Consider the following 21,715-nt stretch of genomic DNA (forward strand, 5'->3'; position numbering starts at 1 on the left):
CGCGCGGCGCCACAGGCTGCGCGCTCCTCCAGGAGCACGCCATGAAATCACCGATCACGTTGAATGAACCGGCCTGGCTGACCGAGTTCAAGGCCTTCATCATGCGGGGCAGCGTGATCGACCTGGCCGTCGGCATCGTCATCGGCGCCGCCTTCACCGCCATCGTCGGCAGCCTGGTCGAGGACCTCATCAACCCGATCGTCGGGCTGATGATCGGCGGCATCGATTTCTCCAACGTCTTCGTCGTGCTCAGCGGCGATCGCCAGCCATCGCTGGAGGCGACGCGCGAAAGCGGCGCGGCGGTGCTGGCCGTCGGGCGCTTCATCAACGCCATCATCAAGTTCCTGATCGTCGCCATGGCGATCTTCTGGCTGCTGCGCATCCTGTCCCGCTTCCGCCGGACGCAGGAGGCGAAGCCGGTGGCGCCGACGAAAAGCGAAATCCTGCTCGCGGATATCCTGGCGGAGCTTCGGGCGCGACCGGCTACGGCGCCCAATCCTGCCCCGGCCATTCCTCCGGCACCCTGACGGCGCCCGACAGGATTTTCCCGCGCAGGGCGTCGAGCCGGGCGGCGAGGTCCGGCGCCACATCGCCAGCGAGCGCCAGCCGCACCGCCTCCGGCGCCTCCAGCCCGATGCGGCGTTCGGCCAAGCCGCCGGCGAGGAAGGCCTCGATGGCGGCCACCATAGCCACGCCATTGTCGGCCACGGCGGAGGCGAGGAACACCGCATCCTCCGCCGTCCAGTCGCGGACATTGCCGATGGCGCGGATGCCGGCGGCGCGGCAGGCGGCGATGGCGCCGGGGCGGCCGCCATCGAGCATGGCGAACTGCACCTCCGCCCCCGCCGCCGCCTGCGCCGTGGTCCAGTGCCCGGCAAGTGCCGGGTCGTGCTGGTTGCCGCAGAAGCCGCTCAGCAGCGTCGCCTCCGGCCGCGCATGGGCCAGCCCGGCGGCGAAGCCGGCACGGCCACGCAGGCCGGGCGGCACCGGCTCGCCGGACAGATGCGCCGCGACAGCCCCGCGCATCCACCAGCCCGCCAGCGCGCCGGCGAGGAAGGCGGATTGCTCCTGCAACACCTCGAAGCCTGCGATGTTGGGGCCGGTGATGCGGCCCTGCGTCACGGCGAAGGCGACGTCTGGAAAGGCCGGCGCCACCTCCGCCACCGCCTGTTCCCCCTGCCCGCCATGCGCGATGACGAGTTCGGCGCGCGCTGCGGCGGCTTCCACCGTGGCGGCGCGGCGGGAAGGCACCGGCTCCCACACCGTCTCGATGGCAACCGGCAGCGCGGCCGCGCGGGCAAGGCCCTCAACGCCGGCGCGGTTGAAGGCACCGGCGCCGGGCTGTCCGAACAGCACGGCGACGATGCGCGGGCGAGCCAGGCTCATCCGGGCGTCAGGCCGAGCGCCTTGACCGCCGCGCCGGTCACGCGGACCTCCTCGCGGATGAAGGCGACGAAGTCGGGCTGCGACATGCGGCGCGTGGCGATGCCGTGCTCATCCAGGCGGCTGCGCATCAGCGGCACGGCCAGCGCGGCCTCCACCTCGGCGTGCAGCCGCGCCAGGATGGCGGGCGGCAGGCCGGGCGGGCCGGACAGGCCGAGCCAGTTCTCCGCCAGCAGCCCAGGGAAGCCGGCCTCCGCGGTCGTCGGCACGTCCGGCGCCATCTTCTGGCGCTCCGGCGCGGTGATGGCGATGGCGCGCAGCCGCCCGGCCTGGATGTGCTCGACATTCTGCGGCAGCGTGTCAAAGGACATCGGGATGGCACCGCCGAGCAGGTCCGCCTGCATCGGCGCGCTGCCGCGATAGGCAACGTGCGTGAGTTCGGCACCGGTGCGCTTGGTGAAGGCCTCGCCGAAGATGTGCGCGACGGAGCCGGCGCCGGAACTGCCATAGCCTGGCGGCACGCGCTGCGACTTGATCCAGGCGACCAGGCCGGCGAGGTCGGTGGCCGGCACCTTGGAAGGATTGACCATGATGACCAGCGGCGTCGCGCCGATATAGGCGATGTGGCTGAAGCCGCCCGCCGGGTCGTAGGTGACGGTCGGGTAGATCGGCGGGCTGGTGACGATCGGCGCGGTGTTGGACAGCATCAGGGTATAGCCATCGGCCGGCTGCTGCGTGGTGTAGATCGCGCCCAGGGTGCCGCCGGCGCCCGGCTTGTTCTCGACCAGGACGCGCTGCGGCAGGCGCTGGGACAGCACCTCCGCCAGCACGCGCGCCACGATGTCCGACGATCCGCCGGGTGGGAAGGTGACGATGATGCGGATCGGGCGGCTCGGCCAGGCGGGCTGCGCCAGGGCGGTGCCGGCGGAGCAGGCGGCGAATGCCGCGAGAAGTGGCAGATGGCGGCGGCGCATGGGCATATTCCCTCGGGATGCCCGGGTCGAGGCAATTGCCGTGCCGCCTGCGCCGCGCCAGTCTCGGCGCATGCACGACGCCACGACCCTGATGCACCCGGCCCCGCGCCTGCTCGCCACCATCCTGCCTTCCGCGAATACGGTGGTGGAACGCACGACGCAGGCGCTGCTGCGCGGGTTGCCCGGCGTGGTGCCGATCTTCAGCCGCGTCGACAAGCGCGGCGCCGTGGACCCCTTCCCCGACAGCTACGACTGGGAGGCGCTGCTGGGCGCGGCCGACCTCCTGGCGGATGCCAAGCCGGATGCGCTGGTCTGGTCCGCCAGCAAGGGCGCCGTGATCGGCCTGGAGCACGACCGCGAGCTGGTCCGGCGCGTCACGGCCGAAACGGGCCTGCCCTGCGACACCTCCGGCCTCGCCCTGCTGCGCGCGCTGGCGGCGCTGGGTGCGACGCGGATCGCGCTGATCGGGCCGCACACAAGCGACTACAATCTGCGCGCCGCGCGCGGCCTGGCGGCGGAGGGGATCGAGATGGTGGCGGAGGCCAGCCTCGGCATTACCGACAACCTCACCTATGCCACGGTCGGCTACGAGGCCGTCGCGGGGCTGGTGCGGCAGGTGGCGAAGCCCGGCGTGCAGGCGGTGGTGATGTGGAACACCAACTGCGCCGCCGCCCCCCTGGCCGCAACGCTGGAGGCCGAGACCGGCATCCCGCTGCTGGACGCGACGGCGCTCGGGGTCTGGGGCGGGCTGGCGGCGGCGGGCATCGCCGAGCGCCCTGGCGCGGAATGGGGAAGGCTGTTCAGCCTGGAGGGTGCATGAGCATGGCCGGCGGCATTTCCCTGCATGCGGTGGATGTGGCGAGCGGCCAGCCGGCGCGTGGGCTGCGTGTGACGATCCATCGCCTCGACCCCGCGCCGGTTCTGGTGGCGGAGGGTGTGCTCGGCGCGGATGGCGCGCTGGATCACCCGGTGACGCGCGGCGCGGGCGTGCGCCCAGGCGTGCACGAGGTGCTGTTCCAGATCGGCGCCTTCTACGCGGGCACCGCCACGCCGCCCTTCCTCGGCGAGGTGCCGTTCCGCTTCACCGTCTTCGACCCGGCGTTGCACTACCACCTGCCGATGAAGTTCACGCCCTGGGGCTTCGCCCTGTTCCGGGGCGCCTGATGCTGCCCGGCGGGATGCCCCCTTCGTCGCGCGACCTCGCCGGCCGCGCCGGCACCGCCAGCCCCGCGACCTGGCCGGATGGGCGAAAGCTGGCGCTGTCCTTCGTGGTGAATGTCGAGGAGGGCGCCGAGATGTCGCTGACCTCCGGCGATGCCCGCAACGAGGCGACCTACGAGGCGCGGGAGGAGGTGGTGGGCCACCCCGACCCCTGCATGGAAAGCCACTTCGCCTATGGCAGCCGCGTCGGCCTGTGGCGCATCCTGGATGCCTTCGACGCGCATGGCGTGAAGGCCACGCTCTCAAGCTGCGGCCGCGCCGTCGCCGCGACGCCGGTCCTGGCCGCCGCGCCGCATGCCCGCGGGCACGAGATTTCCGCGCATGGCTGGCGCTGGGAAAGCCATGCCGGGATGCCGGAGGCCACCGAGCGCAACGTGATCGCCGCGACCGTCGCCGCCATCCGCGACGCCACCGGCGAACGCCCGGTCGGCTGGCACACCCGCAGCGCGTCCTCGGTCAACACGCGCCGCCTGCTGCAGGAGGAGGGTGGCTTCCTGTACGACAGCGACAATTACGACGACGACCTGCCGCGGCGGCACGGCGCGGCGCATGTCCGCCTGCCCTACGCCTTCGACACCAACGACATGCGCTTCTCCCCCGGCGGCGGCTTCATCCAGCACGAGGATTTTTCCCGCTACTGCATCGCGGCCATCGACTGGCTGCTGGCGGAAGGCGCACCGCGCATGCTCTCCATCGGCCTGCACCTCCGCATCATCGGCCGACCGGCGCGGATGCCGGGCCTCGATGCCGTGCTGCGCCACGTCGCGGGGCGCGATGACGTGTGGGTGGCGCGGCGCTGCGACATCGCGCGGCACTGGCTGACGCAGGAGATTCCGGCGTGAGGCTGCTCGTCGTCAACAGCAACACCACGGACAGCGTCACCGCGCGCATCGGTGCCGCGGCGCAGGAAGCGGCCTCGACGGGCACCGTCATCCAGGCCGTCTCCGCGCCCTTCGGACTGCCGCTGATCGTCAGCCGCGCGGACTGGCTGGTGGCCGGCCCCGCGACGCTGGCGGCGCTGGCCGCGCATCGCGGCCGCTACGACGCCGCCATCATCGCCTGCTTCGGCGACCCGGGCCTCGATGGCGCGAAGGAATTGCTGGACGTCCCCGTGCTCGGCATCAGCGAGGCCGCCTTCCACGCCGCCGCCATGCTCGGCCGCCGCTTCGGCGTGGTGTCCTTCACCGCGGCGCTGCGGCCGATGTTCGAGGATTGCCTGGCGCATCACGGCCTCGGCGCGCGCTGCGCCGGCTTCCGCATGGGCCCCGCCTTCGCCGGCGATCCCGGCCTGGTGGCGGAAGAACGGGCGGAGCTGCTGGTGGAGTTGTGCCGGCAATCCGTCGAGCAGGACGGCGCGGAGGTGGTGATCCTGGCCGGCGGCCCGCTCGCCGGCCTCGCGCCCGTCATCGCGCATCGCGTGCCCGTCCCGCTGGTGGATGGCACGGCGGCGGCGGTGCGGCTGGCGGAGGCGATGGTCGGCCTGGCGCCGCCCGGCGCGCCGCGCACCACACGCAGTCGCGCCCTCACCGGTTTCGCCCCGGAAATCGAAGGGTTGTTTCGCGGGTGAGCCATCCCGGCACGCGGTTTGCTTCGGCGCGGGCAGTCCTGAGCCGGAGACCGCCGATGACCACCCGCCGCCAGATCCTCGCCGCCGCCATCGCCGCGCCGCTTGCCGCCCCCGCACTCGCCCAGGCCCCGTGGCCGAACCGCCCTGTCCGCATCCTCAACCCCTACGCCCCCGGCGGCACCAGCGACCTCATCATCCGGCCGCTGACGGAACGGCTGGAACGCGCCTTCGGCCGGCCCTTCGTGGTGGAGAACAAGCCCGGCGCCGGCGGCACCGTCGCCACGGCGGAAGCCGCGCGCGCCACTGCCGATGGGCACACGCTGCTGGTCTCCAACACCGGCCCCCTGGCGGTCGCGCCCTCGCTGTTCCGCAACCTGGCCTACGACCCGCAGCGTGCCTTTTCCTGGGTCAGCATGCTCGGCGGCGCGCCGATCGTCTGCGCGGTGAAGGGCGACAGCCCGATGAACACGATGGAGGATTATCGCGCCATGGCGGCGCGACGGGCGGAGGACGTGTCCTTCGGCTCCTCCGGCGTCGGCTCCGTCGGCCACCTCACCGGGGTGATGTGGGCGCTGGAATCCGGGGTGAAGCTGCTGCACGTGCCCTTCCGTGGCGCGGCCGAGGCGCAGCAGAACGTGCTCGGCGGCAACACGACCTCGCTGTGGGATACCTCCGGCGCCAATGCCGCCGCGATCCGGGCCGGCACGCTGAAGGCGCTGGCGGTCTCCTCGCCCGAGCGCGTCTCGGCGCTGCCGGCGGTGCCGACGCTGGTCCAGGCCGGCTGGCCCAAGGCGGTCTCCACCAACTGGTTCGTCATGGCGGCCCCGGCCGGGCTGGACCCGGCCATCGCGGCGCGACTGAACGCGGAATTGCAGGCGGGCCTGGCCGATGCCGCCATCAAGGCGCGGCTGGAAAGCATCGGCGTCGTCTCGCTCGGCGACCTGCCGCCGGCGCGCATCGGCGAGTTCGTCGCGGCCGAGGCGGCGCGCTGGGCGCCGGTGGTGCAGGCGGCGGGGGTGCAACCCAGCTAAGGCATTTCCAGGTCCGGCGTACACGCCGGGCGACTCGGAAAATGCGGCAAGCAAGCCATTCATTGCGGCTTCGCGGCGCAGCATGACCCTGCCAGGATGGCAGGGCCGCCCGAGGAGACGCCGCCCGTGATGCTGGACCGCCTGCGACGGATCGGAGTTCTGGCGGCGCCGACCGCGCTGGTCGCGCTGCTGCAGGTGGTGGGGCAGCTCGCGGAAACCTGGCTCGCCGCGCGGCAGGGCACCGCGGCGCTGGCGGGCTGGGCCACCGCCCTGCCGTTCGTGCTGCTGATGCAGATGATGTCGACCGGCGCCATGGGCGGCGGCGTGGTGTCCGCCATTGCCCGCGCGCTGGGCGGCGGGCGGCGGGAGGATGCCTCCGCCATGGTGCTGCATTCCGTGCTGATCGCGGTCGCCGCCGGGCTGATCTTCGCCATCCCGCTGGGGCTGTTTCCGCGCGCCATCTTCGGCGCCATCGGCGGCGCTGCGGCGGCGGAGGCGGCGGCGCCCTATGCCATGTGGCTGTTCGGGCTGGGCGCGGTGCCGGTCTGGCTGACCAACACCCTGGCTTCCGTGCTGCGTGGCGGCGGGCGGCATGCGCTGGCGGCGCGCGTGCTGGTGCTGGCCTGGCTGGCGCTGCCGGTCACCGGCTGGGCGCTGGCGGAGGGGCTGGGCATGGGCCTCGCCGGGCTCGGCCTGGCGCAGGCGCTGGTGTTCTGGGTGGCGACGCTGGCCATGGGACTGGTGGTGCTGCGCGGCGGCGCCGGCTTCGTGCCGCTGCTGCGCCAGCGTCCGCGTGGTGCCATCTTCGGGAAGATCCTGTCGGTCGGGCTGGTGGCGAGCGGGCTGGCGGTGGTCGCGAACCTCGCGACCATCCTGGTGACGGCGCAGATGGCGGCCTACGGCCCCGTCGCCGTCGCCGCCTATGGCATCTCGGCGCGGCTGGAATTCCTGATGATCCCGCCGGCCTTCGGCATCGGCTCCGCGCTGACCGCCCTGGTCGGCCGCGCCGCCGGCGCCGGCGACTGGGCGGAGGCCCGCGCGCTGGCCTGGACCGGGGCGGCGCTCGCCCTGGCGCTGACCGGGGTGGCGGGGCTGGTGGTGGCGCTGTGGCCGGTGCAGGTGGCGTCCCTGTTCAGCGCCGACCCGGCGGTCGTCGCCATCGCGGCGCGCGGCCTTGGGTATGTCGGCTTCGCCTTCGGCGGCTTCGGGCTGGGGATGGCTCTGTATTTCGCCAGTCTTGGCGCCGGGCGGATGGGCTATCCCGTTGTCGGCGCGCTGTCCCGGCTGACGCTGGCGGTGGGCGGTGGCGCGCTGCTGGCCGGGCCGCTTGGGATGGGGATCGAGGGGCATTTCCTCGGCGTGGCGCTGGGCATCACCTCCTACGGTGTGGTGACCGCACTCGGCGTGCGGCGGGCGGTCTGGCCGGGGCGCGCCTGACGGGGCAGGATGCGGCAACACCGAGTGGGGGAAACGGGTGGCCGAGACGGAAACCCTGGCGGCGCTGCGCGACACCGCGCGCCGCTTCGCCGATGCCGAGGTGGCGCCGCGCGCCGCGGAACTGGATGACAGCGAAAGCTTCCCGGCCGACATCTACCGGGCGCTCGCCGGCCTCGGCCTGCTCGGCATGACGGTGCCGGAGGCGATGGGCGGCGCCGAGGCCGGCGTCGAGGCCTATGCCATCGTCATGGAGGAACTGTCCCGCGGCTATGCCAGCGTCGCCGACCAGGTGGGCCTGGTGGAGTTGCTCGGCACGCTGCTGTCGGAACACGGCACGCCGGACCAGCGGGCGCGCTACCTGGCGCCGCTGCTGCGCTACGACATCTCCTGCGCCTATGCGCTGACCGAATCGGAGGCCGGGTCGGACCTCGCCAATCTGCGCACCACGGCGCGGCGCGACGGGACGGATTGGGTGCTGGACGGCGAAAAGATGTGGATCCACATGGCGCCGCGCGCGGATTTCGCCGCGGTGCTGGCGCGCACGGATACGGCTGCGGGACATCGCGGCATGTCGATCCTGCTGGTCGACCTGAACGCGCCGGGCGTCGAGCGCCTGCGCGCCGAGCACAAGATGGGCCAGCGCGCCTCGCCCGTCGGCGGGCTGCGCTTCACCGGCGTGCGGCTGCCGGCGGCGGCGCTGCTGGGGCCGGAGGGGCGCGGCTTCCACATGATGATGTCGGTGCTGGACAAGGGCCGCATCGGCATCGCCGCCCTGGCGCTCGGCATCCTGCAACGCGCGCTGGAGGAAAGCATGTCCTACGCGAAGCAGCGCGTGCAGTTCGGCAAGCCCATCGCCGAGCAGCAGTCCATCCGCTTCCTGATCGCCGACATGGCGAAGGACGCCCACGCCGCCCGCCTGCTGGTGCGCGATGCGGCGCAGGGCATGGATGCGGGGCGCCGCGTGACGCTGGAGGCGAGCATGGCGAAATGCTTCGCGAGCGACGCCGCCGTGGCGCGCACCGCGGACGCCGTGCAGATCCATGGCGGGTCCGGCTACATCCGCGGCGTGACGGTGGAACGCCTGTATCGCGACGCCAAGATCACGCAGATCTACGAAGGCACCAACCAGATCCAGAGGGTCATCATGGCACGGGAAATCCTTTCATGAGCCGTCCCGTCGCCCTGGTGACAGGCGCCCGCCGCGGCATCGGCCGCGCCGCCTGCGTCGCGCTGGCCGAGAAAGGCTACGACCTGCTCGGCTGCGACCTGGCCGACGACGGCTTCGTCGAGACCGCCGCCGCGGTGCAGGGCGCCGGTGGACGCTTCGCCTGGCGGCTGTGCGACGTCGCGGACCTCGACGACGTCCAGCGCATGGTGGCCTGGGCCTGGGACGAATGGGGCGGGCTGGAGGCGCTGGTGAACAATGCCGGCGTCGGCGCCATGCAGCGCGGCGATTTGCTGGAGATGTCCCGCGAATCCTGGGACCGCTGCATGGACATCAACGCCCGCGCGCCGTTCTTCTGCTCGCAGGAGGTGGCGCGGCGGATGCTGTCGGCGGAGGCACCGCAGCGCGGTCCGCGCGGGCTGGTCTTCGTCTCCTCCGCCAATGCCGTGCTGGTCAGCGCCGACCGCACCGAATACAGCGCCAGCAAGACCGCCGTCAGCATGGTGGCGCGCTGCTTCGCGGTGCGCCTGGCGGAGGATGGCATCCCTGTCTACGACATCCGCCCGGGCGTGATTCGCACCGACATGACGGCGCCGGTCACCGCGAAATACGAGGCGCGCATCGCCGCCGGCCTGTCGCCCATCCGCCGCTGGGGCGAGCCCGAGGATATCGGCCGCGCCATCGCCGCCCTGGTCAGCGGCGCCCTGCCCTTCTCCACCGGCGACGCCTTCCACATCGACGGCGGCCTGCACCTGCACCGCCTCTGAAGCCCTCTCCCCCCCACTACCGGGGGGAGAGGGTTGGGTGAGGGGGACGGCGCAACTCAGCAACAAGGTCCACCATGCACATCGACCCCGCACTCCTGCGCTTCGAACACGTGGAACCCGGCCTGGTCATCGACACCGGCGGCATCACCGTGACGGAATCGCACATCATCGCCTTCGCCGGACTCACCGGCGATTTCTTCGACATCCACATGGATGACGACTACGCCCGCGAGCTCGGCTACCCCGGCCGCGTCGCGCACGGCCTTCTGGGCCTCGCGCTGTGCGACGGGTTGAAGAACCGTGCGCCGACACGCTTCGCCGCCATCGTCTCGCTGTCCTGGCGCTGGTCCTTCGCCGGGCCGATCCTGGTGGGCGACCGCATCGCCGCGCGCATCACCGTGCTGTCGAAGCGCCAGACGCGGGACCCGGCGCGCGGCATCGTCACCATGGGCTTCGACCTGACGAACCAGCGCGGCGAGGTCGTGCAGAAGGGCGAGAACGACCTGATGGTGCACACGCTACAGGTCGACGAAGGCACCTAGCTCGGCGCTGCGCAGGATCGCCTCGATGGCGTGCAGCACCGGCAGTCCGGTGGCGCCGTCGTTCATCGGCGTGCGGCGCTCGGTGATGGCGGCGCAGACCTCCGCGATCATGGTCCGGTGCGGGCCGTGGTCGAAGGCCATGGGGTCGGCCCCGCCGCCACCTTCCATCGCGCCCTCCACGATCTCGGCGTCGCGGCCCTTCACATGCAATTCCAGCCGCTCCGCCACCAGGGATGCGCTGCCGCCGGTGCCGGCGATCTCGATGCGCTCCGGGTAGCCGGGCTCCGCCACCGTTGTCGCATCCAGCACGCCGATGGCGCCGTTGGCGAACTGCAAGGCAGCGGCTGCCATGTCTTCCGTGTCGATCGCGCGCAGCCCGCTGGTCCGCGCCAGCGCGCCGACGCGTGAAAGCGGCCCGGCGATGTGCAGCAGCAGGTCCAGCGTGTGGATTGCCTGGGTCAGCAGCACGCCGCCACCATCGCGCGCGCGCATGCCGCGCCCCGGCTGCGCGAAATAGGCCGCATCGCGCCACCAGCGGATGCTGGCCGAGCACGACAGCAGCGTGCCGAGCTCGCCCCCCGCCACCGCCTGCTTCAGCCGCAGCGCAGCCGGCCGGAAGCGATGCTGGAACACGACGCCGAGCACCACGCCAGCCTCCCGTGCCGCCTGCACCAGCGCCGCACCCTCGGCCGCCGTGCGTTCCAGCGGCTTCTCGACCAGCAGGTGCTTGCCCGCCGCCGCCGCCGCCCGCGCCACCGGCAGATGCGCGCCCGGCGGCGTCAGCACCAGCACCAGGTCGAGTCCCGGCGCGGCCAGCAATGCGTCCAGGCTGCCGAACACGGGCGCGTCCCACTGCGTCGCAAAGGCCTGCCGCCGCGCATCGCCGGGCGCGAAGCCGCCGACCAGTCGGGCCACGCCCGCCGCGCGCAGGTCCCGGATCGCCAGCATGTGCGGCTTTGTGGCCATCCCCAGGCCAACCACCCCAATGCCGATCATCGCGATGCTCCCTCTCGCAGCGCCGCCAGGCACAGCACGTTCATCTCGTTTTCATAGGCGAGGCCCGCCGTCAGCGGCGCCTCCAGCGATTGCCGCACCGCCGCCTTCACCGCCTGCACCGCCACAGGCGACAGTGCCGCCAGCCGAGCGCAAAGCGCCCGCGCCGTGTCCTCCACCGCCGCATCCGGCACCATCTGCTCCACCAGGCGCAGCCGCAGCGCCTCCACGGCGTCGATCTGCTCGCCGGTCAGCAGCAGGCGCATCGCCTGGCCGAAGCCGGCGATGCGCGGCAGCATCTGGGAGGCGCCACCGCCGCCGACCCAGCCGCGCGTCACCTCCGGAAAGCCGATCCGGCTGGAGTCGCCGGCAATGCGGATATCGGCGGCCATCGCCAGCTCGAACCCGCCGCCCAGCGCCCAACCCTTGATCGCGGCCACCACCGGCTTGCGGATGGCGCGCACGGCGCCCGGATAGTCCGGCCGGTGCCGGAAATCCCAGGCGGTGCGGTAGGCCTCGATGGCGCGGAGGTCCATGCCGGCGCAGAAGGCGCGGTCGCCGGCGCCGCGCAGCAGCACGGCCCGCACCGCGTCATCCGCGTTGATCGCCTGCGCATGCGCGGCCAACTGCGCCGCCATCCCGTTGGTGATGGCATTGTGCTTCGCCGGCCGATCGAGCGTTAGCACGCCCACCCCCTCGGCGACTTCGAGCGTCACATCGCCGTCCCCTTGGCCGTCCATCCCGTTCCCTCCCGCACGCAGCATCGGTAGGATAGCGCGAAGAACGGATGAGGAAACGGGCGGGATGCGACGGGTCACGGCGCAACAGGCGGCATCGCTGGTGCGGGATGGCGATACGCTGCTGATCGGCGGCTCCGGCGGCGGCCATGCCGTGCCGGATGCGCTGCTGGAGGCGCTGGGCAACCGTTTCCGGGATACGGCCGCGCCGCGCGGACTGACGGCGCTGCATCCCGTGGGCGTCGGCGATGGCGGCACGCGGGGGCTCGGCCACCTGGCCCAGAAGGGCCTGCTCCGCCGCAACATCGCCGGCAGCTACGTCAACAGCCCGCCGATCGGCGCCATGGCGCTGGCCGACGAGATCGAGGCCTGGTCCCTGCCCCAGGGCGCGCTGTCCCAGCTGATGCGCGAGATGGCCGCCGGCCGCATGGGCCTGTTCACGAAGACCGGCCTGCACAGCTTCGTCGACCCGCGCCACGGCGGCGGCCGGCAGTCGCCCTCCGCCAAGGAGGACCTGGTGACGCTGGAGACGGTGCGGGGCGAGGAGATGCTGTTCTTCAAGCCCTACCACGTCGATGTCGCCTTCCTGCGCGGCACCACGGCGGATGAGGATGGCAACGTCTCCATGGAGCAGGAGGCGGTGACGCTGGAAATGCTGTCCGAGGCACAGGCCACGAAGCGCTGCGGCGGCCTGGTGGTGGTGCAGGTGAAGCGCATGGCCCGCCGCGGCAGCCTGCACCCGAAGATGGTGAAGATTCCCGGCATCCTGGTGGATCTGGTGGTGGTGGTGCCGGACCAGGAACAGACCTACCTCACCCCCTATTCCACCGCCTATTCCGGCGAACTCCGCATCCCGCTGGACGACATTCCCAGGCTGAAGCAGGACGCCCGCAAGGTCGTCGCCCGCCGTGGCGCGCTGGAACTGTTCCCCGGCGCCATCTGCAACCTCGGCAGCGGCATCTTCACCGGCATCGCCAACGTGGCGGCGGAAGAAGGCTGCCTCGATGCCATCTGCCTGACCAACGAGCAGGGCAACATCGGCGGCGCGCCGGCCAGCGGCGGGGAGGCCGGGGCCGCGATGAACCCGGACGCGCAGGTGGACCAGCCCTACCAGTTCGACTTCTACGATGGCGGCGGCCTCGACCTCGCCTTCCTGTCCTTCGCGGAATTCGACGCGGCGGGCAACGTCAACGTCTCCCGCTTCGGCGGCCGCATCATCGGGCCGGGCGGCTTCATCAACATCAGCCAGAATGCGAAGCGCGTGATCTTCGGCGGCACGCTGACCGCCGGCGGCAAGCCGAAGGCGGTGGCGCAGGTGGAACAGGTGACCTTCTCCGGCCGCTTCGCACAGCAACGCGGCCAGCCGGTGCTGTACGTGACCGAACAGGCGGTGTTCCAACTGAGCGAATCGGGACCGGAACTGGTCGAGATCGCGCCGGGGCTGACGGCGGAGGAGGTGATCGCCCGCATGGGCTTCCGGCCCGCCGTCGCCCCGGACCTGCGCGAAATGAACCCGCTTCTGTTCGCACCCGAGCGCATGGGCCTGGCCGCCCTCCTCGCCGCGCGCCCCGGCCGCATCGGCTCCCCGCGCCTGTCGGAGCTTGCGCCGTGAAGCTGGGCGTTGAGCCGGGCGCGGCGGCGCGCTTTACCAAGACCATCACCGAACGCGACCTGCTGCTGACCGCCGAGATCACCGGCGACCACGACCCGCTGCATGTCGATGCCGGCTATGCCGCGACCACCGCCTTCGGCCAGCGCATCGCCCATGGCGCCCTGGTGCTCGGCCTGCTGTCCGCCACCGCCTCGGAGATCGCGCACCGGGCGATTGCCGCGGGGGCGGAGGGCGTGCCGGTGTCGCTGGGTTATGACCGGGTGCGCTTCCTCCGCCCGGTCTTCATCGGCGATACACTGACGGCGCACTACCGGGTGGACACGGTGGATGCCACCCGTGGCCGGTCCGAGGCCGCCTGCGAAGTCGTGAACCAGAAAGGTGAGACCTGCCTCGCCGCCCGGCACATCCTGCGCTGGACGGGGTAACTGGACGGTTCACAAACACCGCCGGTCCGGTGTAGACAACCCGCGGTCATCCGGGCCGTGGTCCGGCAACAAAGGGGAGTTTGTCCATGGAACGTCGCGCATTGCTCGGCGGCATCGCCGCCGCCACCGGCCTGCTGGCCACGCCGCATGTCGTCCGCGCCCAGGCGCCGATCACGCTGAACGGCGCCAGCCAGTTCAACGAGGAACACGTCTTCACCCGCGCGATGAAGCATTTCGCCACCAAGGTGCAGGAATACTACGGCCGCCCGGTGAACTTCGTCTGGCACCTGAACAGCTCGCTCGGGCTTGAGAAGCAGTATTTCGAGTACATGTCGGCCGGCCGCGCCGTCGACTTCGCCATCGTCAGCCCGGCGCATATGTCCACCTTCAGCCGCGCCGCGCCGTTCATCGACGCGCCCTTCCTGTTCCGCGACATCGCGCATTGGAACAAGGTGCTGGACGGGGACATGCTGAAGCCGGTGTCGGACGAGGTTGAGCGCCGCGCCCGCGTCGCGCTGATCGGCTATGCCGGCGGCGGCACGCGCAACATCTTCTCCTCCCGCCCCGCCACCAACATGGCGGAACTGCGTGGGCTTCGCGTCCGCGTGCAGGGCGCCCCGATCTGGTCGCGCACCTTCCAGGCGATCGGCATGGCACCCCAGGTCATCGCCTACAACGAGGTCTACAACGCCATCCAGAACAACGTCATCGAGGCGGGCGAGAACGAGGCCGCGGGCGTCGAGCAGATGCGCTTCTACGAAGTCGGCCCGAACCTGATCATGACGCAGCACGCCATCACGGTGCGCCCGCTGTGCTTCTCCACGCAGACGCTGTCCCGCCTGCCGCGCGAGTTGCAGGAGGCGGTGCGCCGCGCGGGCCGCGAGGCCGGCGTGTTCGGCCGGAACGCCGAAAGCTCGGAGGACGCGCAGAAGATCACGGCGCTGGAATCGGCCGGCCGCCTGAAGAAGATCGCCTTCACGCAGCGCGCGGAAATGAACGCCGCCGTGCAACCGATCATGACGGAATACGCGCGGGAGATCGATGCCGCCGGCATCTTCTCCGCCATCAACGCGTTGACTTCCTGACCTTACGCTGACCTCTTGGGCGGGGCGCCTTCCGGCGCTCCGCCCCCTCCTGCGGCCACCTGCACCAAGGATACCCACCCGCATGCCGCCACCGGGCGCGCGCGGCATCTTCCGCCGCATCACCGAAATCTATGCGAAAATCCTGGACGTGTTGCTGGTGGTGACCGTCGTTGGCATCATCCTGCCGGTGACGATGCAGATCTTTGCCCGCTTCGTGGACTTCATACCCCGCTACATCTGGACGGAGGAACTGGCGCGCCTGCTGCTGGTCTGGATGATCATGATCGGCAGCATGATCGGCGTGCGCGAGGCGACCCATTTCAACGTCGACCTGTTCAACAATCTCCGCGGCCGCACCAAGGCGGCGATGGACATCCTGTCGGCCCTGTTCGTGCTTGGCTTCGCCTATGTCTTCATCGTCTATGGCTGGGAATTCACCGACACCGCCTGGTTCCGGATCAGCGAGCTGGCCGAGCTGCCGTTGTGGATCATCCACATCGCCTGGCCGATCGCCGGTGTCAGCTGGGTCATCTTCGCCGGCGAGCGTATCTGGGACGACCTGCAGATCCTGCTGCATGGCGAGAAGGCGGAGTCCTGATGGGCGGCAATGTGTTGGCCACCGGCGAAGCCGCGTGGATCATGTTCGGCATCTTCTTCAGCCTGCTGGCGCTGCGCGTGCCGGTTGCGATCTCGCTGGGCATCGCCTGCCTGCCGGCCTTCATCCTGGAAGACCGCCTCTGGCCGATGATCCTGGTGCAGGAGACCTTCAACTCCTTCAACTCCTTCATCCTGCTGGCGGTGCCCTTCTTCCTGCTGGCCGCCAACCTGATGACCGCGGGCGGCATCACGGACCGATTGGTGACGCTCTCGCGCGCCATGGTCGGCCACCTGCCGGGCGGCCTGGCGCAGATCAACGTGGTGCTGTCGGTGTTCTTCGCCGGCATCTCCGGCAGTTCGACCGCCGATGCCGCCAGCCAGGGCCGCGTCTTCATCGAGGCGCAGATCCGGGAGGGCTATTCGCCCAGCTTCTCCGTCGCCATCACCGCCGTCTCCGCCGTGCTGGCGGTGGTGATCCCGCCCTCGATCCTGATGATCGTGTGGGGCGGCGTGCTGACCACCTCGATCGGCGCGCTGTTCCTGGCCGGCATCCTGCCGGGGCTGCTGCTGGCGCTGTCGCAGATGGGCACGGTCCACGTCTATTCGAAGATCCGCAACTACCCGACCTACCCCAAGGCGACCTGGGGCGAACTCGGCTACGGGTTGCTGGTCTCCATCCCGGCGCTGATGACGCCCTTCATCATCATCGGCGGCAAGATCTTCGGCTGGTTCACGCCGACCGAGGCCGCCTGCATCGCCGTGCTGTATGCCCTGGCGCTGTCGCTGCTGGTCTATCGCCAGATGGACCTGCGCACGCTCTACGATGCGTTCAGCCGTACCGGACGCTTCGCCGCCATCACGCTGTTCGCCGTCGGCACCGCCAGCGTCTTCGGCTGGCTGATGGCCTTCTACCAGATCCCGCAGGCATTGCTGGCCAATGTCTCGGCCTGGGAGATGGGGCCGATCGCCGCCGGCTTCTTCATCGCCGCCACCTTCCTCGTGGTCGGCTGCTTCCTGGATGCCATCCCGGCCATCATCATCGTCGGCACCATCCTGCAGCCGATCGCCGCCGCAGCCGGCATCCATCCCGTGCACTTCGCCATGATCAGCATCGTCGCCCTGGCCTTCGGCCTGGTGACGCCGCCCTATGGCCTGTGCCTGCTGATCTGCTGTTCCATCGCGAACCTGCGGCTGATCGACGTGCTCAAGGACGTGCTGATCATGCTGGTCCCGATGTTCGGGGTGCTGGTGCTGCTGATCCTGTGGCCGGACATGGCGCTGATGATCCCGCGCTGGCTCGAGCCCGGCTTCATGCAATAGCCGCATTGCGAAGCGGCCGCGGCGGGCGGACTATGGGGTGGTGACACCCGCCCCTCCCCGCCCGCCGGTCGCCTCGTTGCGGCTGCTGCTGCCGCACCTCCGCCCCTACCTGCCCCGCGCCCTGGCCGCGGGGCTTGCGCTGATGGCGGCGGCGGGGCTGACGCTGGGCCTCGGCCAGGGGCTGCGGCGCCTGATCGACGAGGGGTTCTCGGCCAGCACCGAAGCCCTGGACCAGGCCGCGATCTTCATGGGGTCGGTCGTCGCCCTTCTCGCCCTGGCCACGGCCGCGCGGTACTACCTGGTCTCCTGGCTCGGCGAGCGGGTGGCGGCCGACCTGCGGCGCCGGGTCTTCGACCACGTGCTGTCGCTGTCGCCGAGCTTCTTCGAGACCGCCCGCACCGGCGACATCCTGTCGCGCATGACGGCCGATGTCTCGCTGCTGCAATCGCTGATCGGCTCCGCCATCTCCATGGGGCTGCGCAACACGCTGACGGGCCTCGGTGCGCTGGCCATGCTGCTGGCGACCAGCGCCAAGCTGGCCGGCATCGTGCTGGCGGTGCTGCCGCTGGTGATCGTGCCCATGGTGATATTCGGCCGCCGCGAACGCCGCCTGTCCAAGGTGGCGCAGGAACGCGTGGCGGACCTGGCGGCGACGGCGGAGGAAGCGCTGAACGGGCTGCGCATCGTGCAGGCCTTCACGCATGAGCCGGAGGACCGCCGGCGCTTCTCCCGCGAGGTCGAGGCCTCCGTCACCGCCGCCCTGCGCCGCATCGCCTCCCGCGCCGCGCTGATCCTGGTGGTGATCCTGTGCGGCTTCGGTGCCATCACCTTCAGCCTGTGGGTCGGCGGTCACGACGTGCTGGCCGGCCGCATGACCGGCGGCGAGCTTTCGGCATTTGTCTTCTACGCCGTGCTGCTGGCCTCCTCCGGCGCGACGATGAGCGAGCTTTGGGGCGAGATCCAGCGCGCCGCGGCGGCCGCCGACCGGCTGCTGGAACTGCTCGGCGCGCAATCCGACATCGCGATCCCCACCTCCCCCGCCCGCCTGCCGCAGCCGCCGCAGGGCCGCGTGACCTTCGAGGCGGTGCGCTTCGCCTACCCGACGCGCCCCAACCAGTCGGCGCTGGACGGCTTCTCGCTGACCGTGGAACCGGGCGAGACCGTGGCCCTGGTCGGCCCCTCCGGCGCCGGCAAGACCTCCGTCTTCCAGCTCCTGCTGCGCTTCTACGACCCGCAGGCGGGCCGCATCACCGTGGATGGCGTCGATGTCGCGGCGCTGGACCCGGCGGATCTCCGCGGCCGGCTCGGCCTGGTGCCGCAGGACCCGGCCATCTTCTCCACCAGCGTCGCCGAGAACATCCGCTACGGACGCCTGGATGCGACCGATGCCGAGGTCGAGGCCGCCGCACGCGCCGCCGCGGCGGATGAATTCATCCAGCGCCTGCCGCAGGGCTACGCGACGCATCTCGGCGCCCGTGGCGTGACGCTCTCGGGCGGCCAGCGCCAGCGCATCGCCATCGCCCGCGCCATCCTGCGCGATCCGCCGATCCTGCTGCTGGACGAGGCGACCAGCGCGCTGGATGCCGAATCCGAGCAGTCCGTGCAGCTTGCGCTCGAGGCATTGTCGCAGGGCCGCACCACGCTGGTGGTGGCGCATCGCCTCTCCACGGTGCGCAAGGCGGACCGGATCGTGGTGATGGAGGGCGGCCGCATCGTCGCGACCGGCACGCATGAAGCGCTGGTGCAGGAAGGCGGGCTGTATGCGCGCCTGGCCGCGCTGCAGTTCTCCGAAGCCGCCTGAACCAGTTTGGCGACCTGACCCGGGGGGCGGGGCGGGCGGTCAACCGCCGCGCACCGCGCTTGTCGTATCGACACCGACATAACAAAAACTTCACATGTATGATTTGCATCCGGAATGCTTCAGGTCATAGAATAGATTGGTTTTTCTGTTGGATTTTCTTACATTCCATAATATAGACTCCGGCCTTCGCCTCGATTCAGTGGGTTATTTACTGGCACGTTGTTTGCACTTCTCCCTGCGGCGGCCGGCGTCCCTTTGGCGGCGTGCTGCCACGAACAGCGAGGAGTTCATGATGAAGCCGAACATTTCAGGCTGGCACCTTCGGCCTGTCCGGCCACTTGCCGCCGTTGCAGGGCTGCTGGCTCTGCTGGTCGCACCGGCCCAGGCGGCGCCCATCGTCGGTGTGGTCGGCCAGCGCACGCTGGTGGGCTTCGATTCCGCCACGCCGTCCAACGTGACAGATACGCTGGAGATCACCGGCATCGGCAACGACACCATCCGCGGCATCGACTTCCGCCCGGCCACCGGCGAGCTTTTCGCCATCGGCCAGTCCGGCGGGCTCTACAACGTTAACACCGTCACCGGTGCCGCCACCTCCGTCGGCAGCGGCGTCCCGCTGCCCGGCGGCACCTTCGAGGTCGGGTTCTCCTTCAACCCCACCGTGGACCGCATCCGCGTCACCACCGCGAATGACGTGAACCGGCGGGTCAACCCGATCGATGGCACCACCATCATCGATGGCCCGATCGCCTTCACCCCCGGTGACCCGAATGCCGGCACCAACCCCACCGTCACCGGGGTCGCCTACACCAACCAGGTCGCCGGCATGGTCGGCAGCACCATGCTGTACGGCCTGGATGCCGCCACCTCCTCCCTGGTGACGATCAACCCGGCCAATGCCGGCGCGGTCTCCACCGTGGGCTCGCTCGGCATCCAGCTGTTCGGCCCGGGCACCGGCTTCGGCAACGGCTTCGACATCGATGGGGAGACCGGCATCGCCTATGCCAGCCTGCTCAACGCCGTCGGCGGCCTCGGGCCGCAGGGCCTGTTCACCATCGACCTCGCGACCGGCGCCGCCTCCTTCCTCGGCAGCTTCGGCGCGAACACGGTGCGGGAGATCACGGTGGGCCAACTCGGCGCCGTGGCGGTGCCGGAGCCGGCGTCCCTCGCCCTGTTCGGCGCCGGGCTGATGGGCATGCTCGCCCTGCGTCGTCGCCGGCGCACGGCCGCCTGAGCCGATCGGCGCGGAGCCGGGAGGTGTCCCGGCTCCGTTGCTCGGGGCCCGTGCGGGCCGGCGGTGGCCGGGGCTGGAATGCTTCGGGAGCCGCCATTAGAAGCGGTTCAACCGGAGGACACGACCAACGATGCTGATCCGCCAGGACCGCGCCATGACCGCCATCGCGGTGATGCTCGACGTCGCCTTCCATGCCGGGCCCGGGCCGGAGGTGACGGCCGGCGCCGAGGTCGCGGCGCGCCTGTCCGCCGCGCGGCGCGGCATCGAGCCGGTGTTCCAGGCCCTGTCACGCGCCGGGCTGCTGGACAGCATCCGCGGGCCGCGGGGCGGCTACCGCCTCGCCCGAAGCCCGCGGCACATCAGTCTGAAGGACGTGGTGGAGGCGGTGACCGAGCCGCCCGAGCTGGAGGAGGACCTTCCGGGCCGGCTTCACGCCGCGGTCATGGTCCCGCTCTGGCAGGAGCTGGCGGAGGCGGTTCGGGCCAGGCTGGCCGCCCAGACGCTGGAGGACCTGCTGCGTCGCGCCACCACGTCCGGCCCGAATTCGCCGGCGACGGAGAAGCAGGACTGCATGGCCTGAGGCGATTACCCTGGCAGGCGGCCATCCGGCGTGTAGTGGTCCACCGTGCCCGGCAGGTCGCGCGTCAGGCGGGCCAGGATTTCGGCGCGGGACAGGCCGGTCTGCTTCGCCAGCTCATCCAGCGTGTCGGCGCCCACCGCGCGTTCCAGCTGGTCCGGCGCCAATTCGCGGTTCGGACCCTGCGCCACCCAGGAATCCGCCGTGTCGCCATCCCCGGTCTGGCGGAAGCGATCCACCAGGTCGCGCAGGCCGCCGCTGAGGATGTTGCCGATGCCGCCCTGGTCGGGCTGGCCCGGGGCGCGTGCGGCGCCGCCGCTGCCGCCGGTCGCACCGGCCAGCATCTCCGAAATCTTGTCGCGGTTCTGGTAGCCGGCGATGGCGAGGACGCCCAGCAGGGCGGTCATGGAGGGGAAGCCGCGGCTCATCTGGTGTCTCCCGTTGGACCTGGTTGCCGTAACAACTCGGTGCCCGGCTTCGGGTTCCGCCAGCGCGGCCGCGGTCAGTCGGCCCCCGGTGCCGCAAACGGAACGCCAACGGTGCGCACCAGCCAGGCCAGGCGATGCCGCTGCGCCGCCTGGGCATGGGCGCGGGAGGCCGCTTCCGCCGCCTCGCCATCCCGCGCGCGCAGGGCCGCGAGAATGGCCAGGTGCTCCGCATGCGCGGCCTCGGCACGGCCGGCGACGGTCAGCAGGCTGGGCAGCAGCGCCATGGTGGCGGAAAGCTGTTCCAGGCTGCGCAGCAAATAGCGGTTGTGGGCGGCCAGATACAGCAGGCCGTGCAGCCGCTGGTTGGTCTCCGCCAAGGCCCGCGCATCGGCGAACAGCGCCGGCTCGCCCGCCACCAGCTCCGCCATGGCGCCGATCTCGGTCGGGCTGGCGTGCTGGGCTGCGAGCCGCGCGGCGGCGCCTTCCAGCACCTCCCGCATCACATACAGCTCGACCACCTGCTGGTGGTCCGGCCGGGTCACGGTCAGGCCGCGACGCGCCTCATGCGTCAGCAGACCTTCCGATTCCAGCCGGGCGATCGCCTGGCGGACCGGGGTGCGGGAGACGCCGAAGCGGGCGGCGAGGTCGGTTTCCGTCAGGCGCAGGCCGGGCGCCAGCGTGCCCTCGCGGATCGCGGCGCGAATCCGGCCATAGGCTTCCTGGCCGAGGTCCCTGGATGGCTGCGGCATGTCCATGCGGGCGACCCTACCACGCATCGCGCATCTGGACATCAGTGGATACGAGTGGATACAACCGGCT

24 protein-coding genes are annotated in these 21,715 nt (G+C 71.1%); 18 read left to right on the forward strand and 6 right to left on the reverse strand.

From position 1 onward, the window contains the following. Positions 1–41 precede the first annotated feature (41 nt). Entirely contained in the window at positions 42–527 is a 486-nt protein-coding gene (mscL, locus tag ACFHPP_RS12975; protein WP_437163671.1) for a large conductance mechanosensitive channel protein MscL, read from the forward strand. Here mscL and ACFHPP_RS12980 read toward each other — a convergent pair. Further along, positions 484–1,386 (reverse strand): BMP family ABC transporter substrate-binding protein, encoded by a 903-nt coding sequence (locus tag ACFHPP_RS12980; protein WP_437163672.1) that lies wholly within the window; start codon positions 1,384–1,386, stop codon positions 484–486. The genes mscL and ACFHPP_RS12980 overlap by 44 nt on opposite strands. Continuing rightward, positions 1,383–2,357, reverse strand: coding sequence for a Bug family tripartite tricarboxylate transporter substrate binding protein (locus ACFHPP_RS12985; RefSeq protein ID WP_437163673.1), 975 nt, complete (start codon positions 2,355–2,357; stop codon positions 1,383–1,385). The genes ACFHPP_RS12980 and ACFHPP_RS12985 overlap by 4 nt, the downstream gene beginning before the upstream one ends. 70 nt (positions 2,358–2,427) lie before the next feature. Between ACFHPP_RS12985 and ACFHPP_RS12990 the strand changes: the two genes are divergently transcribed. The 9 genes from ACFHPP_RS12990 (at position 2,428) to ACFHPP_RS13030 (ending at position 10,087) form a co-directional block, all read left to right on the forward strand. Continuing rightward, positions 2,428–3,177 carry a maleate cis-trans isomerase family protein gene (locus ACFHPP_RS12990; RefSeq protein WP_437163674.1) on the forward strand — a complete coding sequence of 250 codons (750 nt, stop codon included), beginning with the start codon at positions 2,428–2,430 and terminating at the stop codon, positions 3,175–3,177. After that, complete coding sequence (locus ACFHPP_RS12995) at positions 3,174–3,521, forward strand: hydroxyisourate hydrolase (protein ID WP_437163675.1); 348 nt, start codon at positions 3,174–3,176, stop codon at positions 3,519–3,521. Before ACFHPP_RS12990 ends, ACFHPP_RS12995 begins: the two co-directional genes overlap by 4 nt. Continuing rightward, a complete protein-coding gene (locus ACFHPP_RS13000) occupies positions 3,521–4,420 on the forward strand; it encodes a polysaccharide deacetylase family protein (RefSeq protein WP_437163676.1) in 900 nt (299 codons plus the stop codon). The genes ACFHPP_RS12995 and ACFHPP_RS13000 overlap by 1 nt, the downstream gene beginning before the upstream one ends. Then, positions 4,417–5,145 (forward strand): aspartate/glutamate racemase family protein, encoded by a 729-nt coding sequence (locus ACFHPP_RS13005; RefSeq protein WP_437163677.1) that lies wholly within the window; start codon positions 4,417–4,419, stop codon positions 5,143–5,145. The genes ACFHPP_RS13000 and ACFHPP_RS13005 overlap by 4 nt, the downstream gene beginning before the upstream one ends. 56 nt (positions 5,146–5,201) lie before the next feature. Further along, complete coding sequence (locus ACFHPP_RS13010) at positions 5,202–6,176, forward strand: Bug family tripartite tricarboxylate transporter substrate binding protein (protein ID WP_437163678.1); 975 nt, start codon at positions 5,202–5,204, stop codon at positions 6,174–6,176. A gap of 96 nt (positions 6,177–6,272) precedes the next feature. Beyond that, a complete protein-coding gene (locus ACFHPP_RS13015) occupies positions 6,273–7,613 on the forward strand; it encodes an MATE family efflux transporter (protein ID WP_437163679.1) in 1,341 nt (446 codons plus the stop codon). Positions 7,614–7,650: 37 nt separating this feature from the next. Then, positions 7,651–8,781, forward strand: coding sequence for an acyl-CoA dehydrogenase family protein (locus ACFHPP_RS13020; protein ID WP_437163680.1), 1,131 nt, complete (start codon positions 7,651–7,653; stop codon positions 8,779–8,781). Further along, on the forward strand, positions 8,778–9,545 hold the full coding sequence (locus ACFHPP_RS13025) for a 3-ketoacyl-ACP reductase (RefSeq protein ID WP_437163681.1): 768 nt from the start codon (positions 8,778–8,780) through the stop codon (positions 9,543–9,545). Before ACFHPP_RS13020 ends, ACFHPP_RS13025 begins: the two co-directional genes overlap by 4 nt. A 74-nt stretch (positions 9,546–9,619) precedes the next feature. Further along, positions 9,620–10,087, forward strand: coding sequence for a MaoC family dehydratase (locus tag ACFHPP_RS13030; RefSeq protein ID WP_437163682.1), 468 nt, complete (start codon positions 9,620–9,622; stop codon positions 10,085–10,087). Here the strand turns inward: ACFHPP_RS13030 and ACFHPP_RS13035 are convergent. Beyond that, positions 10,064–11,083, reverse strand: a complete 1,020-nt coding sequence (locus ACFHPP_RS13035) for a Gfo/Idh/MocA family protein (RefSeq protein WP_437163683.1) — start codon at positions 11,081–11,083, stop codon at positions 10,064–10,066. The genes ACFHPP_RS13030 and ACFHPP_RS13035 overlap by 24 nt on opposite strands. Then, a complete protein-coding gene (locus ACFHPP_RS13040) occupies positions 11,080–11,820 on the reverse strand; it encodes an enoyl-CoA hydratase/isomerase family protein (protein WP_437163684.1) in 741 nt (246 codons plus the stop codon). The genes ACFHPP_RS13035 and ACFHPP_RS13040 overlap by 4 nt, the downstream gene beginning before the upstream one ends. 64 nt (positions 11,821–11,884) lie before the next feature. On the opposite strand from ACFHPP_RS13040, the gene ACFHPP_RS13045 reads away from it, so the two are divergent. From ACFHPP_RS13045 to ACFHPP_RS13080, 8 genes are all read left to right on the forward strand, one after another. Further along, positions 11,885–13,429, forward strand: coding sequence for an acyl CoA:acetate/3-ketoacid CoA transferase (locus ACFHPP_RS13045; RefSeq protein WP_437163685.1), 1,545 nt, complete (start codon positions 11,885–11,887; stop codon positions 13,427–13,429). Further along, positions 13,426–13,854, forward strand: coding sequence for a MaoC family dehydratase (locus ACFHPP_RS13050; RefSeq protein WP_437163686.1), 429 nt, complete (start codon positions 13,426–13,428; stop codon positions 13,852–13,854). The genes ACFHPP_RS13045 and ACFHPP_RS13050 overlap by 4 nt, the downstream gene beginning before the upstream one ends. Before the next feature lie 86 nt (positions 13,855–13,940). Then, positions 13,941–14,939, forward strand: a complete 999-nt coding sequence (locus ACFHPP_RS13055) for a TRAP transporter substrate-binding protein (protein ID WP_437163687.1) — start codon at positions 13,941–13,943, stop codon at positions 14,937–14,939. A gap of 82 nt (positions 14,940–15,021) precedes the next feature. Beyond that, positions 15,022–15,537 carry a TRAP transporter small permease gene (locus ACFHPP_RS13060; RefSeq protein ID WP_437163688.1) on the forward strand — a complete coding sequence of 172 codons (516 nt, stop codon included), beginning with the start codon at positions 15,022–15,024 and terminating at the stop codon, positions 15,535–15,537. Then, on the forward strand, positions 15,537–16,856 hold the full coding sequence (locus ACFHPP_RS13065) for a TRAP transporter large permease (protein ID WP_437163689.1): 1,320 nt from the start codon (positions 15,537–15,539) through the stop codon (positions 16,854–16,856). Before ACFHPP_RS13060 ends, ACFHPP_RS13065 begins: the two co-directional genes overlap by 1 nt. Positions 16,857–16,896: 40 nt before the next feature. Further along, a complete protein-coding gene (locus ACFHPP_RS13070; protein WP_437163690.1) occupies positions 16,897–18,657 on the forward strand; it encodes an ABC transporter transmembrane domain-containing protein in 1,761 nt (586 codons plus the stop codon). Positions 18,658–18,946: 289 nt separating this feature from the next. Further along, a complete protein-coding gene (locus tag ACFHPP_RS13075) occupies positions 18,947–19,891 on the forward strand; it encodes a DUF4394 domain-containing protein (protein WP_437163691.1) in 945 nt (314 codons plus the stop codon). Between the two features lie 130 nt (positions 19,892–20,021). Next, positions 20,022–20,471: an RrF2 family transcriptional regulator gene (locus tag ACFHPP_RS13080; RefSeq protein WP_437163692.1), complete on the forward strand. Its 450-nt coding sequence runs from the start codon at positions 20,022–20,024 to the stop codon at positions 20,469–20,471. Positions 20,472–20,476: 5 nt separating this feature from the next. Here ACFHPP_RS13080 and ACFHPP_RS13085 read toward each other — a convergent pair whose 3' ends face one another. Both ACFHPP_RS13085 and ACFHPP_RS13090 read right to left on the reverse strand, forming a co-directional pair. Then, on the reverse strand, positions 20,477–20,896 hold the full coding sequence (locus tag ACFHPP_RS13085) for a YidB family protein (RefSeq protein ID WP_437163693.1): 420 nt from the start codon (positions 20,894–20,896) through the stop codon (positions 20,477–20,479). A 74-nt stretch (positions 20,897–20,970) separates the two neighbouring features. Further along, the gene (locus ACFHPP_RS13090) at positions 20,971–21,651 is read right to left on the reverse strand and encodes a GntR family transcriptional regulator (RefSeq protein WP_437163694.1); all 681 of its coding nucleotides are present in this window, start codon (positions 21,649–21,651) and stop codon (positions 20,971–20,973) included. Between the last annotated feature and the right edge of the window lie 64 nt (positions 21,652–21,715).

It is taken from the genome of Falsiroseomonas sp. E2-1-a20 (genome assembly GCF_051433195.1).
In the GTDB taxonomy this organism is placed as follows: domain Bacteria; phylum Pseudomonadota; class Alphaproteobacteria; order Acetobacterales; family Acetobacteraceae; genus Falsiroseomonas.